Annotated in this window: 16 protein-coding genes; 8 read left to right on the top strand and 8 right to left on the bottom strand. The window is 74.1% G+C overall.

Annotated elements, in window-relative coordinates; all coding sequences use genetic code 11:
* Positions 1–13: 13 nt before the first annotated feature.
* Together BM414_RS25960 and yaaA are read right to left on the bottom strand one after the other, a co-directional pair.
* The gene (locus tag BM414_RS25960; protein WP_093584376.1) at positions 14–2,626 is read right to left on the bottom strand and encodes a SpoIIE family protein phosphatase; all 2,613 of its coding nucleotides are present in this window, start codon (positions 2,624–2,626) and stop codon (positions 14–16) included.
* Positions 2,627–2,780: 154 nt separating this feature from the next.
* On the bottom strand, positions 2,781–3,527 hold the full coding sequence (gene yaaA / locus BM414_RS25955) for a peroxide stress protein YaaA (RefSeq protein ID WP_093584374.1): 747 nt from the start codon (positions 3,525–3,527) through the stop codon (positions 2,781–2,783).
* A 169-nt stretch (positions 3,528–3,696) separates the two neighbouring features.
* Between yaaA and fdhA the strand changes: the two genes are divergently transcribed.
* Complete coding sequence (gene fdhA, locus BM414_RS25950) at positions 3,697–4,914, top strand: formaldehyde dehydrogenase, glutathione-independent (RefSeq protein WP_093584372.1); 1,218 nt, start codon at positions 3,697–3,699, stop codon at positions 4,912–4,914.
* A 42-nt stretch (positions 4,915–4,956) separates the two neighbouring features.
* On the opposite strand, the gene BM414_RS25945 is transcribed toward fdhA, so the two are convergent.
* Positions 4,957–6,051, bottom strand: a complete 1,095-nt coding sequence (locus tag BM414_RS25945; RefSeq protein WP_093584426.1) for an SPL family radical SAM protein — start codon at positions 6,049–6,051, stop codon at positions 4,957–4,959.
* An 87-nt stretch (positions 6,052–6,138) separates the two neighbouring features.
* Positions 6,139–6,519, bottom strand: coding sequence for a nuclear transport factor 2 family protein (locus BM414_RS29755; protein WP_093584370.1), 381 nt, complete (start codon positions 6,517–6,519; stop codon positions 6,139–6,141).
* A 99-nt stretch (positions 6,520–6,618) separates the two neighbouring features.
* Here BM414_RS29755 and BM414_RS31665 point away from each other — a divergent pair, with 99 nt between their 5' ends.
* The 5 genes from BM414_RS31665 to BM414_RS25920 all read left to right on the top strand — a co-directional run bounded on the left by BM414_RS31665 (position 6,619) and on the right by BM414_RS25920 (position 10,882).
* Positions 6,619–6,708, top strand: coding sequence for a putative leader peptide (locus BM414_RS31665; RefSeq protein WP_342716339.1), 90 nt, complete (start codon positions 6,619–6,621; stop codon positions 6,706–6,708).
* Between the two features lie 52 nt (positions 6,709–6,760).
* Positions 6,761–7,654, top strand: a complete 894-nt coding sequence (locus BM414_RS25935) for a TauD/TfdA dioxygenase family protein (protein WP_093584368.1) — start codon at positions 6,761–6,763, stop codon at positions 7,652–7,654.
* Between the two features lie 132 nt (positions 7,655–7,786).
* The gene (locus BM414_RS25930; protein ID WP_093584367.1) at positions 7,787–8,746 is read left to right on the top strand and encodes a glycine betaine ABC transporter substrate-binding protein; all 960 of its coding nucleotides are present in this window, start codon (positions 7,787–7,789) and stop codon (positions 8,744–8,746) included.
* A gap of 1 nt (position 8,747) precedes the next feature.
* A complete protein-coding gene (locus BM414_RS25925) occupies positions 8,748–9,956 on the top strand; it encodes a quaternary amine ABC transporter ATP-binding protein (protein WP_093584366.1) in 1,209 nt (402 codons plus the stop codon).
* Positions 9,953–10,882, top strand: a complete 930-nt coding sequence (locus tag BM414_RS25920; RefSeq protein WP_245785001.1) for an ABC transporter permease — start codon at positions 9,953–9,955, stop codon at positions 10,880–10,882. The genes BM414_RS25925 and BM414_RS25920 overlap by 4 nt, the downstream gene beginning before the upstream one ends.
* 17 nt (positions 10,883–10,899) lie before the next feature.
* On the opposite strand, the gene BM414_RS25915 is transcribed toward BM414_RS25920, so the two are convergent.
* The 4 genes from BM414_RS25915 to BM414_RS25900 all read right to left on the bottom strand — a co-directional run bounded on the left by BM414_RS25915 (position 10,900) and on the right by BM414_RS25900 (position 13,615).
* Positions 10,900–11,340 (bottom strand): VOC family protein, encoded by a 441-nt coding sequence (locus BM414_RS25915; RefSeq protein WP_093584365.1) that lies wholly within the window; start codon positions 11,338–11,340, stop codon positions 10,900–10,902.
* Between the two features lie 101 nt (positions 11,341–11,441).
* A complete protein-coding gene (locus BM414_RS25910; RefSeq protein WP_093584364.1) occupies positions 11,442–12,107 on the bottom strand; it encodes a hypothetical protein in 666 nt (221 codons plus the stop codon).
* The gene (locus tag BM414_RS29750; RefSeq protein ID WP_175551816.1) at positions 12,104–12,277 is read right to left on the bottom strand and encodes a nuclear transport factor 2 family protein; all 174 of its coding nucleotides are present in this window, start codon (positions 12,275–12,277) and stop codon (positions 12,104–12,106) included. Before BM414_RS29750 ends, BM414_RS25910 begins: the two co-directional genes overlap by 4 nt.
* Positions 12,278–12,304: 27 nt before the next feature.
* Complete coding sequence (locus BM414_RS25900) at positions 12,305–13,615, bottom strand: HupE/UreJ family protein (protein WP_093584362.1); 1,311 nt, start codon at positions 13,613–13,615, stop codon at positions 12,305–12,307.
* A 173-nt stretch (positions 13,616–13,788) separates the two neighbouring features.
* Between BM414_RS25900 and BM414_RS25895 the strand changes: the two genes are divergently transcribed.
* Positions 13,789–14,379, top strand: a complete 591-nt coding sequence (locus BM414_RS25895; RefSeq protein ID WP_093584361.1) for a hypothetical protein — start codon at positions 13,789–13,791, stop codon at positions 14,377–14,379.
* A 330-nt stretch (positions 14,380–14,709) separates the two neighbouring features.
* A partial coding sequence (locus BM414_RS25890; protein ID WP_139246051.1) for a leucine zipper domain-containing protein occupies positions 14,710–14,949 on the top strand: 240 nt, incomplete at its 3' end.

The raw sequence follows: 14,949 nt of genomic DNA, 5'->3' as shown, positions 1-14,949 counted from the left end.
AGGGGTCCGACGGTCAGCCCGGGACCGGGCTCATCGGGTCCTCCGGGACGACGTCGGGGACCCGGTTGGGGCCGGCCTCGGGCGGGCGCGGCTGGTCCTGCCGGTGCAGCCGCACCGCCACCAGCGCGACGTCGTCCTCGGGGCGGCCGTCGACCAGCCGGTGGAGGACCTCGTCGAGCAGCTCCTCCAGCGGCCGGTCGGCCAGCTCGCGCAGCGCCTCCCGCAGCCGGGCCATGCCCGCGTCGAGGTCGGCGTCGCGGCGCTCGATGAGCCCGTCGGTGAACAGCAGCACGGTGGCGCCCCGGTCGAGGGTGACGACCGACTCCTCGCGCAGCGCGTCGGGGTCGACGCCGAGCAGCAGGTCCCCGCGCCAGGTGGCGAGCTCGGCCACGCTGCCGTCGGGGTTGATGACCAGCGGCGGGAGGTGCCCGGCGTTGGCCCAGCGCATCCGGGTGACGCCGCGCCGGCGCTCGTCGTCGGTCTGCTCGAAACGGGCGACGGTGGCCGTGGCCAGCACGCGGGTCTGCAGCAGGGCCATCGAGGCGTCCAGGCCGCGCAGCACCTCGCCGGGGCCGCCGTCGCTGTAGGTGGCGATGCCGCGCAGCAGCGCGCGCAGCTGCCCCATCGCCGCCGCTGCCTCGGTGTCGTGGCCGACGACGTCGCCGATGACCAGCATCGTCGCCCCGCCCGGCTGCAGGAACGCGTCGTACCAGTCGCCGCCGACCCGCGCGGCCTCGGCCGCAGGGAGGTAGCGGACGGCGATCTCGGCGTGGTCGGGCTCGGGCGGCTCGGTGAGCAGGCTGCGCTGCAGGCCCTCCGCGAGCGCGCGCTGCTGGCCGTAGAGGCGGGCGTTGTCCAGCGCCAGGCCGGCGCGGTCGGCCACGTCCTGGGCGGTGGCCAGGTCCTCGTCGCGCGGCGTCCACCCCCGGCGGTAGTAGAGCGTCATCACGCCGAGGGTGCGGTCGCGGCCCCGCAGCGGGATCGCGATCGCCGACTCGGGGTCCAGCGCGGTCAGCAGGTCGCGGGCCTCGCCGTCGGCGAGCACGGCGCGCACGGCCTCGGTGCGCTCCATGACCGCCTCGCCGGTGAGCAGGGCGCGCATGAGCGGCGCGGTGGCCGGCATGGCGTCGAGTCGGACCGCGGCGTAGCGCTCGACCAGGGCACGGGACGAGGGGACGACGTGCCAGTACCCGACGTCGCGCGGACGCCCGTCGGGGTCGACGACGGTGACGATGCACCAGTCGGCCAGCGCCGGGACCACGAGGCGGGGCAGGTGCGCGGTCGCCGTCTGGGCGTCGAGGGCCCCGGCGAGCTCGGCACTGACCTGGGCGAGCAGGGCCAGCCGCTGCGCCGCACGCTCGGCCCGATCCTGCACGCGGCGACGCTCGGTGACCTCGAGGAAGTAGACCGACAACCCCTCGGGGCTGGGCCAGGCGCGCAGCTCGTACCAGCCGTTGAGCGGCGCGGGGTAGTGCGCGTCGAAATGGACCGGAGTGCCGGTGCGGACGGCGGTGCGGTAGCTCTCCTCGAAGACGCTGTTCACGGCGGCGGGGAACGCCGTCCACAGCTCCTGGCCGAGCAGCTCGTCACGGCTGTGCTGCAGCAGCCGCTCGGCCTCGGCGTTGACGTGGGTGAACCGCCACTCGCGGTCGAGGGAGTAGAAGCCGGCCGGCATGGCGTCGAGCACCCGCGTGACCCGCATGCCGGCGGCCCGCTCGGCGGTGGTGTCGTAGGCGGCGCCGAGCACCCGCGTGGCCGCGCCGGTCTCGTCGGCCAGCGTGCGGCCGCGGGCCTGCACCCAGCGGGTCTCCCCGCCAGGCCAGACGACGCGGTACTCGGCCTCGTAGTCACCGCGCGCGGCGATGCTCGCCTGCAGGGCGTCGGTCACCCGCGGCAGGTCGTCGGGGTGGACCCGCTCGTTGAAGGCCTCGATCGTGCCGCCGAAGGAGTCCACGTCGTAGCCGAACATCGCGATCAGCCGGGCGTCCCAGGTCAGCTCGCCGGTGCGGAGGTCCCAGTCGAAGGTGCCGATGCCCGCCGCGTCGATCGCCAGGCCCCAGCGCAGCCGGTCCCTCTCGTGCTCGGTGCGCAGCGCGGCCAGTTCCAGTTCGGCGACGGCGGCGGAAGCGAGCTGGCGGAGGGTGGCGACGTCGGTGTCCGCCCAGGTCCGGGGCGTCGGGGCCGCGACGCAGAGGACACCCACGGCGAACCCGTCCGCGTCGATCATCGGCGCTCCGAGATAGGCGCCGACGACCCCTGCCCTGACCTGCGGCAGGTCGGCGGCCCGGGGCTCGTCGCGCACGTCGGGGACGACGACGGGGAGGCCCTCGGCAGCGGGGACGGCGCAGGCGGTCGCGTCGAGCGGGGCCTCCCGGCCCACCGTGCCGGGCGGCAGGCCGGTGCCGGCCACGATCACCTCGACGTCGTCGAGCAGCGAGATCTGGGCGATCGGTGCGGCGAGCAACCGGGCGGCCAGCTCGGCGAGGCGGTCGAGCGCGGCGCTGGCGTCCCGGAGACGGAGGCGGCGCGCGGCCCGTGCTCGGGGCCGGTCGGCCCGGAGCAGCTGCGCCGCGGCGTGCGTGCTCTCCACCGGCCCCTCGCCGCGAGGGCGGTACGTGTCGTCCACCGAACCCCTTCGCCCGGCTCGTGGCCGACTCGATGCAACAGCGCCCCGGCCGGTGCTGGGTCCGGACGCCGTGTACAGCGTAAGCGACGTCCATTGCGGCCAACAGGCCTCACACGAGAAGCGCGAATCAGTGACCGACCGTGACAACGCGCGGTCAGGTCGGCGGCAGCACCAGCGTGAGTGCAGTCCCGCCGTCGTGTTCCACGTGCAACCCCGCGCGACGGAGCAGCGCCCGCACCCGGACCACGTCGTCCGGCTCGGCCGTGGTGGTCGCCAGCAGCCGGGCGACGCGCCCCTTGTGCGCCTTGTTCGCGTGGCTCACCACGGCCCGGCTGCCGTCGGGGCGCTCGCTCAGCACGTCGACGGTCACCGCGCCCGGGACCGGCGCCAGCGCCTGGTAGGCCCCGCTGCGCAGGTCGACGACCAGCTCGCCAGCGGCCGCCAGGACCGGGCCGAGCGCCGGCCGCCACAGCGCGCGCAGCGTCGGCAGCCCCGGCAGGACCGAGCCCGCGGACAGCCGGTAGGCCGGGATGGCGTCGGGAGCGCGGACCAGACCGAACAGCGCCGAGCCGACGGCGAGCCGCCGGTCGGCGCGGGCCCGCTGCGCTCGGGTCAGGGTGCGGACGCCGAGGGCGTCGTAGAGGACGCCGGTGTAGCGCTCGACCGCGGGCTTCGTCGGGCCGGTGCACAGCGCGGCGTTGCGGGCCAGCTCGACGTCCTGGGCAGGGGGCAGGCCCAGCGCCGTGCGGGCCGCGGGCGGGTCGGCGGCCAGCCGGATCAGCGCCTCGACCAGCTGCGCGCGGACCGGCGTCAGCTCCGGCGTGGACAGGGCCGCGAGGTCGAGCGGGGCGCCGTCGCCGTCCGGGGACTTGGTCTCCGAGGGCGGGAGCAGCACGAGCACGACCGGCGACGCTACGTGGCAACGTGCCGGGTCCCGCGCACCGGCCAGTGGAGCCACCGGTCCCCGGAGGTGACCCGCGACACACTCGCCTCCCCGCGCCGACCGGCGCGGGTGGGGGGAAGGCGCGCCCGGCGGGCCGTCGGGCACGTCGTGACGAGGAGGCGTGTCCGTGGCAGGTAACAGGGCGGTCATGTACATGGGTCCGGGCAAGGTCGAGGTCGCGGACCTGGACTACCCGGGGCTGGAGCTCAAGGAGGGCCCGGGCGTCAACCCGGCCAACGTCGGTCGCAAGACCCCGCACGCGGTCATCCTGAGGACGGTGGCCACCAACATCTGCGGCAGCGACCAGCACATGGTCCGCGGGCGGACGACGGCGCCCGAGCGGCTGGTCCTCGGCCACGAGATCACCGGCGAGATCGTGGAGAAGGGCTCCGACGTGGAGTTCCTCGAGGTCGGCGACATCGTCAGCGTGCCGTTCAACATCGCCTGCGGCCGCTGCCGCAACTGCAAGGAGGGCAAGACCGGCATCTGCCTCAACGTCAACCCCGACCGCCCCGGCTCGGCCTACGGCTACGTGGACATGGGCGGCTGGACGGGCGGGCAGGCGGAGTACGTCATGGTGCCCTACGCGGACTGGAACGCGCTGAAGTTCCCGGACCGCGACCAGGCGCTGGCCAAGATCCGTGACCTGACGATGCTGTCGGACATCTTCCCGACCGGCTACCACGGCTGCGTCACCGCCGGCGTCACCACCGGCTCGACGGTCTACATCGCCGGCGCCGGCCCGGTGGGTCTCGCGGCGGCCGCCTCCGCGCACCTGCTCGGGGCTGCCGTCGTCATCGTCGCCGACCTGAACGCCGACCGGCTGGCCCAGGCCCGCAGCTTCGGCTGCGAGACCGTGGACGTCTCCAAGGGCGACCCCAAGGACCAGATCGCGGAGATCCTCGGCGAGCCCGAGGTCGACTGCAGTGTGGACGCGGTCGGCTTCGAGGCGCGCGGACACGGGAAGGACGCCGAGCACGAGGCGCCGGCCACCGTGCTCAACTCGCTGATGGACATCACACGGGCCGGCGGTGCGCTCGGCATCCCGGGGCTCTACGTGACCGGTGACCCCGGTGCGGTCGACGACGCCGCCAAGGTGGGCTCGCTGTCGATCCGGCTGGGGCTGGGCTGGGCGAAGTCGCACGCGTTCACCACCGGCCAGTGCCCGGTCATGCGCTACAACCGCCAGCTGATGATGGCGATCCTGCACGACCGGGTGCAGATCGCGAAGGCGGTCAACGCCGAGGTGATCCCGCTGGAGGACGCCCCGCGCGGCTACCAGGAGTTCGACCAGGGCGCGGCGAAGAAGTACGTGCTCAACCCGAACGGCCTGATCCCGGCGTGAGCCGTCCCGGGGTGGCGGGCACCGTCCCGCCACCCCGGGCACTCAGGTCCAGTAGAGGAAGCGGGCCCGGGGGAGACGGTCGGCGAGGGCGGCCTCGAACCAGGTGCGCAGCTCGGCCATCGTCTCCTTGGGGTAGACGTGCTTGACCGAGCCGAACTTGCCCCGCTTGGTGGTGCGGCGGGACTCGTCCATCTCCAGCTTGGTGCGCGGGTACCAGTCGAGCAGCGTCTCCTTGCTGCCCGGCGTGAACCGGTGGGTGATGCACTCGACGGTGAGGTCGGTGCCGGCCGGCAGGACCGCGGCGGCAGCGTCGAGCAGGGCGCCGTACTCCTCGCGCCAGCCCTCGACCGGCATGATCGGCGCGATGGTCAGGCCCACCGGGTAGCCGGCGCGGGCGACGGCGCCCAGGGCGGCGATGCGCGCGTCGACCTTGCTCGTGGCGCCCTCGAACCGCCGGCCGACCGAGGCGGCGTTGAGCGAGAAGCGCAGCCGGGTGCGCCCGCCGTGCGGCAGGTCGAGCAGACCCGCGACGTCGTCGAACTTGGTCGTCGCGCGCAGCTGCACCGGGCCGGGCCACGTGTGGGTGCCGAAGTGCTCGACCATGCGGGACAGGCCGCCGGTGAGGTGCTCGATGGCCAGCGGGTCGGTGTAGCAGGAGGCCTCGAACGTCGTCCCCTCGTCACCGCGCTCGAGCGTGCCGGTGGTGATGCGGCCCTGGCCGACGTACCGGTCGAGGTCGCCGAGCACCTCGTCGAGGTCGGCCCAGACCCGGGTGATCGGCGGGCCGGACAGCGACCCGGCGAGGTAGCAGTACTGGCAGTGCGCGGGGCAGCCCTCGGCCAGGTCGAGCCGGAAGTCGGCCGACGGCGGGATGGGCTGGAGCTTGCGCTTCGACGGCGGCGGGACGACCAGCGCCATCGTGTCCTTGGCGGCCATGAAGGCCGCGCGGTCGTCGTCGCCGCGGAGGTTGGGCAGCCGGTCCCCGGGGAGCAGCTCGACGTCGGAGACGCCGGCGGCCTCGAGGCGGGCCAGCACGCGCTGCCCGTGCGGGCGCTCGGCGGCCGAGCGGGTGACGAGGACGCGCTTCGGCGTCCACAGACGGGTGGGGGAGGGGGCCTCGAGGGCAGGCGCGGTCATCGACGGGTACAACACCGCGGGCGGCTCGCCGATGCCCCTCCCGAGGACATCCGCGCAGGTCAGCCCGTGAGGTGGGCCACCCCGGGGTCAGGGCGCGGCCCGCCACCGCGCCCGCCACTCCGGGGGTTCCCACGCCTCGCCGACGTAGATGGTCTCGCGGGCGACGAGGTCCCCGCGGAACTCGTAGAGCGCCGGGCCGAACAGCCACGCACCGCCGTCGTAGCGGGCGCGGATCTCGACCACCCAGAAGTCGTCCCGCCCCCGCACCCGGACGATCTCGAGCTCGACCTCCGCGGGGTACTCCCGCCGCCACTCGCGGAAGTTCGCCACGCCCTCGAACCGCTCACCGGACTGCGGGAACTCCAGGACGGCGTCCTCGCAGTAGATCTCGCTGGCCCGGTCCTCGTCGCCGGCCGCGCTGAAGCGGATGTAGTGCTCCAGCGCCGCCCGGACCGACTGCTCGTCCATGGGCCGATGCTCCTCGCCGGCCTCCCGGACGTCGATGCCCCGCGGCCCGACAGGGGACCCGTCGTGTCGGGAGGACGAGCACCCGCTACGGTATTCCCCATGCATCCGGTCGAGATTGTGCGGATTGCGCTCGTCGAGCGCCGGCACGTCGACCTGCTGCGGTGCGCGAGCGCGCTCTGTCGGGTCTGACACCCGTCCTCGGCCCCGCCCGCCCGCCCGCACCCACCTCCGGAGACCTCGCATGACCCTGCTCGCTGCCGCCCCGACCACGCCCGCCGCCGTCGACGGCGGCATCCTCGACCTCGAGCGCCTCGAGCCGACCATCGGCGCCCGCGTCCACGGCGTCGACCTCGCCCGCGCCACCGACGACCAGGTCCGGGCCATCCGGGCCGCGCTCGCCGAGTACAAGGTGCTGTTCTTCGCCGGGCAGCACGACCTGCACCCCGACAGCCAGGTCGCGCTCGGCCGCCGCCTGGGCGAGGTCACCGAGTCGCACCCGGTCGTCCCCGGCGTCGACGAGGAGCACCCGGAGATCTACGCGCTCGACAGCGCCACCGGCGGGTTCGCCGACGTCTGGCACACCGACGTCACCTTCGTGCGCCGCCCCCCGCTGGGCTCGGTGCTGCGCGCCGTCGTCCTCCCGCCGGTGGGCGGGGACACCCAGTGGGCCGACCTCGAACTGGCCTACCGCTCGCTCAGCGAGCCGGTGCAGCGCCTGGCCGACCAGCTCGTCGCCGTGCACGACGGCACCCGCGAGTTCGGCTACTACCTCGCCCAGCGCGAGGCGCGGACCACGTGGGAGGGCGAGGAGTTCCGCGCCCTCGTCCCCGTCTCGCACCCGGTCGTGCGGGTGCACCCGGAGACCGGCCGGAAGGGGCTGTTCGTCAACCCCGGGTTCGTCTCGCACCTCGAGGGCGTGTCCGACGCCGAGAGCCGGTACCTGCTCGACCTCTTCTACGCGCACATCACCAAGCCGGAGCACATCGTGCGGCACCGCTGGGCGGTGGGTGACGTCGTCATGTGGGACAACCGCTCGACGGTGCACTACGCCAACCGGGACTACGGCGACCAGCGCCGCGTCATGCACCGCATCACGCTCCGTGGGGACGCCCCGGTCGGGACGACGGTCCGCTGACCCGCGGCTACGGTCGTCCGTAGCGCTCGACCGAGTGACGAGGCGCAGGCCCCACCGGGGTCTGCGCCTCCTCGCGCGCCTCCATCCGCGCCGGCCCGCGTCGGGCCCGACGTCCCAGGGAAGTAGAACCCCATGCAGCGCACCACTCTCCGCCCCCGCGCCTCCGCGGTGGCCCTGACCGCCGTCCTGACCGCCGCCGTCGCCGGGTGCACCGCCGAGGAGGCGGGCGGCAGCGGCGGCGGGAGCGGCAGCGGGATCACCGTGCAGACCGCGCAGTTCAGCTGGACCGCCGCGGGCCTGACCAACGGCATCCTCAGCGAGATCGCCGCCGACCACCCCGACCTCGGCGTCGCGTCGTTGGCGACGACGCAGCTGGACCCGGCCGCGGCCTGGGCCGGCGCGCAGCGCGGTGACATCGACCTGCTCACCGAGGTCGCCCTGCCCAACCAGCAGGAGCTGGCCGACTCCGCGAGCGAGCAGGTCGAGATCGTGTCGGAGACCTACGGCGACGCGGCCCAGGGGTGGTTCGTGCCGGCCTACGCGGTCGAGGCCGGCGGGCCGCTGGAGGGGCTGACCAGCGTCACGCAGCTCGACGACTACGCCGAGGAGCTGGGCGGCAAGTTCTACGACGCCGACCCCGGCTACATCACCACCGAGCAGAACGCCAAGCGGCTGGAGGGCTACGGCATCGAACTGGAGCACGTGGTCTCCAGCGAGGCGGCCGAGCTCGCGCAGCTGGAGAACAGCTACAGCCGCGAGGAGCCGATCGTGCTGTACCTGTACCACCCGCACGCGGTGTTCGCGCAGTACGACATGGTGCAGCTCGAGGAGCCCACGCCCTACACCGACGGCTGCCTGACCACCGGCGACGGCGCCTGCGCGATGCCGTCGTACAGCGCCAACATCGCCGCCAGCAACGAGCTCGCCGAGCAGGCGCCGGCCTTCGTCGACCTGCTGACCGACCTGCGGATCTCCGTCGACGAGATGGAGGCGATGCAGAAGAGCGTCGACGTCGACGGCGAGGACGTGTCCACCGTGGCGCGCAAGTGGGTCGACGCCCACGCCGACCAGATCGCCGAGTGGATCGGCTGACGTGGCCCCGCCGGTGCTGCGCGTCTCGGGCCTGACGAAGGTCTTCGGGACGCGGGAGCAGGAGGCGCTGCGGCTGGCCGGCGAGGGTCTCGGCCGCGACGAGATCCACCGCCGGACCGGGTCGACGCTGGCGGTCCACGACGTCAGCTTCACCGTCGAGCGCGGTGAGCTGTTCGTCGTCATGGGGCTGTCGGGTTCGGGCAAGTCCACGCTGGTGCGCCTGCTCAACCGGCTCATCGAGCCCAGTGCCGGCACCGTCGAGGTCGAGGGCCGGGACCTGCGGGCGCTCGACGACGCGGCGCTGCGCACGGTGCGCAACGAGAAGATCAGCATGGTCTTCCAGCACTTCGCGCTCCTCCCGCACCGCACGGTGCGGGAGAACGCCGCCTACGCGCTCAAGGTCCGCGGCGCCGGGGCGGCCGAGCAGCGCGAGCGGGCGGACTGGGCGCTGGAGACGGTGGGCCTGCTCGAGCGGGCCGACGCCCGGCCCGACGAGCTCTCCGGGGGCATGCGCCAGCGTGTGGGCCTGGCCCGCGCGCTGGCCGCGGACTCGGAGGTGCTGCTGATGGACGAGCCGTTCTCCGCCCTGGACCCGCTGATCCGCCGCGACATGCAGGACCTGCTCGAGCGGCTACAGGCGGAGCTGACCAAGACCATCGTCTTCATCACCCACGACCTCAACGAGGCGATGCGGCTCGGTGACCGGATCCTCATGCTCAAGGACGGCCGGACCGTGCAGCTGGGCACCGGCCCCGAGATCATCTCCGCGCCCGCCGACGACTACGTCGCCGACTTCACCTCCGACGTCGACCGGACCCGGGTGCTCACCGCGGGCGACCTGCTCCGCGAGCCACGGATGACCGCGCGGCTCGGGGACGGCTGCGGCGACGTGCTCAGGGCGCTCGGTGCGGCCGAGGCCAACGGCGTCCACGTCCTCGACGGCGACGGGCGCATCGCAGGCGTGGCGCGCGACGACCTGCTGGCCCGCGCCCTGCAGGAGGGCCGGACCGCGATCGGCCCGCGTGAGCTGGTCGCCGACCACGCGACGATCGCGGCCGACCGGCCCGTCGTCGAGTTCGTCCACCTGGTCGGGCGGCACGTGGTGCCCCTCGGCGTCGTCGACACCGAGGGGCGGCTGCTCGGGGTCGTGCCACGGGCCGCGGTGCTCGACGCGCTGTCGGCCGTCCCGGTCCGGGGGAGGCGCCCGTGATCCCGCACCTCCCGCTCGGTCAGTGGGTCTCCGACCTCATCGACTGGCTGCTCGACACGGTGCCCTGGCTGTTCGACGCCATCTCCGCGGTCATGCAGGTCCTCGTCGACGGGCTGACCGACGTCCTGGTGTCACCGCCGCCGGTGGTCTGGATCGTCGTCTTCACGGTGGTCGCGCTGGTCCTGCGCGGCCCCTGGCTGGCGCTCTACACGCTGCTGGCGTTCCTGCTGGTGGTGTCGCTGGAGCTGTGGGCCGAGACGATGCAGACCCTCGCGCTGGTGCTGGTCGCGGCGGTCATCGCCACGGCGATCGGGGTGCCGCTGGGGATCCTGGCGGCGCGGCGCCGGGCGGTCAGCGTCGCGGTCCGGCCGGTGCTGGACTTCATGCAGACGACGCCGGTGTTCGTCTACCTGATCCCCGCCGTCTTCTTCTTCGGCGTGGGCGTCGTGCCCGGCGTGGTGGCCACCATCCTGTTCGCCATCCCGCCCGGTGTGCGGCTCACCGAGCTCGGCATCCGGCAGGTGGACCGGGAGGTCGTCGAGGCGGCCCAGGCCTTCGGTGCCCGGCCCGGCCAGGTGCTGCGGGAGGTCCAGCTGCCCCTGGCGCTGCCGTCGATCATGGCCGGCGTGAACCAGGTGATCATGCTGGCGCTGTCGATGGTGGTCACGGCCGGCCTGCTCGGTGCCGCCGGACTCGGGGCGGTGGTCGTGCGGGCGGTGACCCAGCTCGACGTCGCCAGCGGGTTCGAGGGTGGCCTCGCCGTCGTCCTCCTGGCGATCTTCCTCGACCGGCTGACCGGGGCCTTCGGGCAGCGGACGGCCCTCTCGCGCCTGCTGCACCTGCGCCGGCAGACCGAACGGCAGCAGCGGCCCGCCGGCGGTGCGGAGGCCGGCCTCGCGTCCCCCGGCCGGCTGACCGCCCGCTGACCACCGGGCGGGGGGGCTCAGCCGATCCGCTCGGCCAGGGAGACGACGATCCCCTCCGGTCCGCGCACGTAGGCCATGCGCCAGACCTGCTCGTACTGTCCGACGCCACCGACCAGGCCGTGACCGTCCGCGGCCAGCCGGTCGACGGCCGCCTGGAGGTCGTCGACCTCGAAGGCCACGTTGCGCAGCCCCAGTTCGTTGGCCATCGCCTCGGGCGATCCCGGCTCGTGGTCGGGCCGGACGAAGCTCGCCAGCTCCAGCCGGGTACCTCCGTCGGGCGGCCGGAGCATGACGATCTCGGTGCGGGAGTCGGGGATGCCGCTGACGGTGTCCAGGAACTCGCCCTCGACGAAGGTCCGCCCCTCGACCTCGAGACCCAGCCCGACGAAGAACGCCGTCACTGCGTCGAGGTCCGCGACCGTGATGCCGACGTGGTCGAAGCGTCGGATGTGGGACATGGGTGCATCCTCCTGTGCTCGTCGTGTCCATCCGGCCCGAGGACGGAGCAGACGGCGAGTCCTCGACATCCGGGAGACCGCGGTGGGCGGCCACGACGGGTTCAGCGGCGCACGGACGGGAGCCCGCCGCGTGCCATCCGGACGCCACTGATCCCGGTGACGAGCAGTCCGCTGAACCGGCCGGCCGGGATGACCCAGGCGGCGGGCTCGGCGACCAGGTGGAGCGGCGCGAGCAGGCCGGCGGCGGCCGAGCCCAGCGCCGCCCGGGACAGCGCGACGGGCAACAGGCCGGTGCGTCGTCCGGCGACGCCGAGGGCTGCCACGAGCAGGCCGAACCCGGCGCCGTGCACCACGCCCCCGGCCAGGAACGCACGGCGGTGCAGCGTGACGGCGCGGTCGTCGTCCGCGGCCCGGTCGGTGGTGAGCGCCGTGGTCACCACCGAGGAGGCGGTCAGCGAGGCCACCGCGACGGCGCCGCCCACCGCGGCCGCCGTCCGCACGTCGCGCCCGGCGGGCGCGCTCAGGCGCACCACCGAGGCGGTGAAGCGGGCCAGTGCCGCGGCGGAGAGCAGTTGCCCGGTCGCGCTGACCCGCGCCGGGCCGCGGTTGCCGTGGAAGAACCGGCGGATCGTCGCGGCATCCGAACCGGGACGGGGGTAGGGCACGTCAGCGGTGACGAGTGCGCCGGCCACCCCGGCGAGGAAGAGCACCCCGGAGGCCGGCCCGCTGAGCGCGCCGCGGTCGGGTGCGGAGCCGGTGGCGGTCATCGTGCCGCTCCTCCTGGGGAAACGGGCGGCTCCTCCGCCAGCGGGCTGAACTGGATGGCGACCAGCTGCCAGCGCCCGTCCCGGCGCACCCAGACCTGGCCGCCCCGGACGGCCACCGCCACCGGGTGGTCCTGGTAGGTGGCCCGGTGCAGGCCGGCGGTGAGCGTCACGCTCGACGACGGGCAGCGCCGCGGCACTCAGAACGCGGACGGGATGGGAGTCGGCTGCAGCGTCGGCTCCGTCGGGCGGGTCGGTCGGCGGCGCTCATCCGCCCAGCACGAGGCGGCCAGGAGGGCGAGGGCGGCGACGACGTACCCGGGGTGGGCGATGACGGCCTCCTCCGCGCCGGCCAGGGGGTTCGCCAGGATGCCGAGGCGGTCCAGGGCCCATCCCGTGGCGGCGGTCAGCGCCAGGACCGCGCCGGTCCGCCGCAGTGCCGGGTACCAGCGGGTCCGGGACACCACGTACAGCGAGGGGAAGACCAGCGCCACGGTGAGCAGTTGGGCGAGCTCTACGCCGACGTTGAAGGCGAGCAGCGCGGACACCGACGCCGAGCCGTCGAGGCCGAGGTCGGTGAGGATGCCTGCGAAGGCCAGCCCGTGCACCAGGCCGAACCCGGCCGCGATGAGGACCTCACCGCGACGGGCCAGTGGCCGCATCGCGTGCACCGCGGCCACGCCGACCGAGGCGGCGATGGCCACCTCCACCGGTGCGCCGGGGACCGACACCCAGCCCAGTGCGGAGGCGATCAGCGTCAGCGAGTGCCCCACGGTGAACGCCGTGACGACGGCGAGGACCCGGCGCAGGGTCGCGGCCAGGCCCACGCGCCGCTGCCACCGCCCGGCGGTGACCGCGAGCGGCGCCACGAGCAGCAGCGTCAGCAGGAACAACAGGTGGTCGGCGCCCTCGAGCACGTGGTGCAGGCCGTGGCCGACCATGTCGGGCAGACCGGTGGAGATGCCGCCCCCGGCGGCCTCGCCGATCTGCAGGCTGCCGTCGGAGGCGGTGAGGACCCCGGCGGTGGAGATGTCCCCGGCCGCGTCGGTGAGGACGACGACGGCCTCGTGGGAGGGGTCGGCCTCGATGATCCCGTCGTAGGTCACGGTGAACGCCGCGGGGTCGGCGTTGCCGGGGTCGAGGGTGACCTCGACGCTGAGGGACTCGATGCCCTCGACCGACTGACGCACCACGTCGGTGTAGGTCTCGGTCCATGCCGTCCCGTCGGCACCGGTGACCGTCAGGTGCTCGTCGAGGTAGGCGGTGACCGCCTCGGCGTAGGAGTCGACGTCGCTGCTGCTCGTGTAGGCGGTGCCCAGCGCCGCATCCAGCGTCTCCAGCGCGACGCTGACGGTCGCGTCCACCGAGTCCTCGCCCATGCGGACCGACAGCGTGCTGCTGTCGAGGCTGTGGGCGTCCGCGGTCGCGGGGGTGAGCAGGACGAGGGCGCTGGTGAGGCCGCCGGTCAGGGCGGCGCCGGCGGACGTGCGGCGTCGGAGGAGGGGGGTCATGGCGACCGACCGTGCCGGTCGTTGCTGGGAGGTTCCTCGACGTCGGCTGGGGGATCTCCACCGAGGGTGAGGTCCCGCTCACAGCGGATGCACAGCGGGCATCCAGCGACGGCGGAGACCGACCGCCCACCGTGGAGCCCGACCGACTCCTCCCGACAACGAGAGAAGCCCCCGTGAAGCTCCGCAAGACCCTGGCCGCCGTCCTCCTCGCCGCCGCCGTCCCCGTCGCCGCAGCATGCGGTACGACCGCCGAGGCCGCCTCCACCACGACCAGCAGCACGAGCAGCTCCGCGACCAGCGACAGCTCCACCACCGAGACCGCCGACACCGGCGGCCCGGGCGGCGCCATGGGCGGAGGCGGCCCCGGCGGTGTAGACGTCTCCTCGGTGACCACGGAGGAGCAGCTGGTCGAGCTGATCCAGGAGGCCTACGGCGACGCCGGCCTCGACCTGCACCGCGGTCACCAGCCTGTCCAGGACGTGCTGGACGAGGTGCTGACCATCAGCCACGACGAGCTGCACGTCCGGATGGACGCCGGACAGAACCTCGTCGCCGTCGCCGAGGACCTCGGCATCGACCCGCAGACCCTCATCGACGCGCTGGTCGCGAAGTACGGTCCGGCCATCGACACCCTGCTGGCCGCCGGCACCATCACCGAGGACGAGGCCGAGCAGTACCGCGCCGCGCTGGAGGAGGCCTTCAGCTTCCGGGTGAACTGGGACGGCGAGGAGGCCACGCCCACCTTCACCGGCCTCGACGCCTGACCCGCACCGGTCGGAGCTGCGACGGGCACCAGGAACTCGGCTGCGATCGGGCGACGGTGCCCCGGCTGGTCGAGCCGGGGCACCGTCCTCCTCGGCACCTCCGGCCACGTGATGCCCGACAGCGAGGATCCGGACGCGCCGCGCTGTCGACGCGGCCCGGGACGTCGGGGCACTCCCGTGTGCCCCGGATGTGCCTTACGGGGTCCGGCCGACGTCCTAGTTGTCGTAACCAGGAACGTTGTTGACAGTCGGCGTGGTGTCTTGATGACGAAGGAGACCTCCGGAAGGAGTGGCGGTGCTTGACGTCGCCGTTCCTAACCGGAGGTCTCCGTGGCCCACGCTAATGCCCGCACGACCGTCTATGCCCGCAAGCTGATCGTCGCTCGTGTCCGGGCTGGGCACCGGCCCGGTGAGGTCGCCAAACAACTCGGGATCAGCCGGCAGACGGTTCACAAGTGGGTGCGCCGCTGGCGGAGCGAGGGCGAGGCCGGCCTGGCTGATCGCTCCTCCCGCCCGCACCGGATGCCGGGCACCACGTCACCGGAGACGGTGGCGCGGATCGTCGCGGCC

Source organism: Geodermatophilus amargosae, from assembly GCF_900116515.1.
Lineage (GTDB): Bacteria > Actinomycetota > Actinomycetes > Mycobacteriales > Geodermatophilaceae > Geodermatophilus > Geodermatophilus amargosae.
Note: the sequence above shows the minus strand (reverse complement) of the source record. Positions and strands in the feature narration are given on the sequence as shown.

What these genes read in the sequence shown, in the direction of transcription:
- BM414_RS25945 (WP_093584426.1), bottom strand. Translation starts at nt 6,051, where the DNA reads ATGACCGCGCCTGCCCTCGAGGCCCCCTCCCCCACCCGTCTGTGGACG.
- BM414_RS29755 (WP_093584370.1), bottom strand. Translation starts at nt 6,519, where the DNA reads ATGGACGAGCAGTCGGTCCGGGCGGCGCTGGAGCACTACATCCGCTTC.
- BM414_RS31665 (WP_342716339.1), top strand. Translation starts at nt 6,619, where the DNA reads ATGCATCCGGTCGAGATTGTGCGGATTGCGCTCGTCGAGCGCCGGCAC.
- BM414_RS25935 (WP_093584368.1), top strand. Translation starts at nt 6,761, where the DNA reads ATGACCCTGCTCGCTGCCGCCCCGACCACGCCCGCCGCCGTCGACGGC.
- BM414_RS25930 (WP_093584367.1), top strand. Translation starts at nt 7,787, where the DNA reads ATGCAGCGCACCACTCTCCGCCCCCGCGCCTCCGCGGTGGCCCTGACC.
- BM414_RS25915 (WP_093584365.1), bottom strand. Translation starts at nt 11,340, where the DNA reads ATGTCCCACATCCGACGCTTCGACCACGTCGGCATCACGGTCGCGGAC.
- BM414_RS25910 (WP_093584364.1), bottom strand. Translation starts at nt 12,107, where the DNA reads ATGACCGCCACCGGCTCCGCACCCGACCGCGGCGCGCTCAGCGGGCCG.
- BM414_RS25900 (WP_093584362.1), bottom strand. Translation starts at nt 13,615, where the DNA reads ATGACCCCCCTCCTCCGACGCCGCACGTCCGCCGGCGCCGCCCTGACC.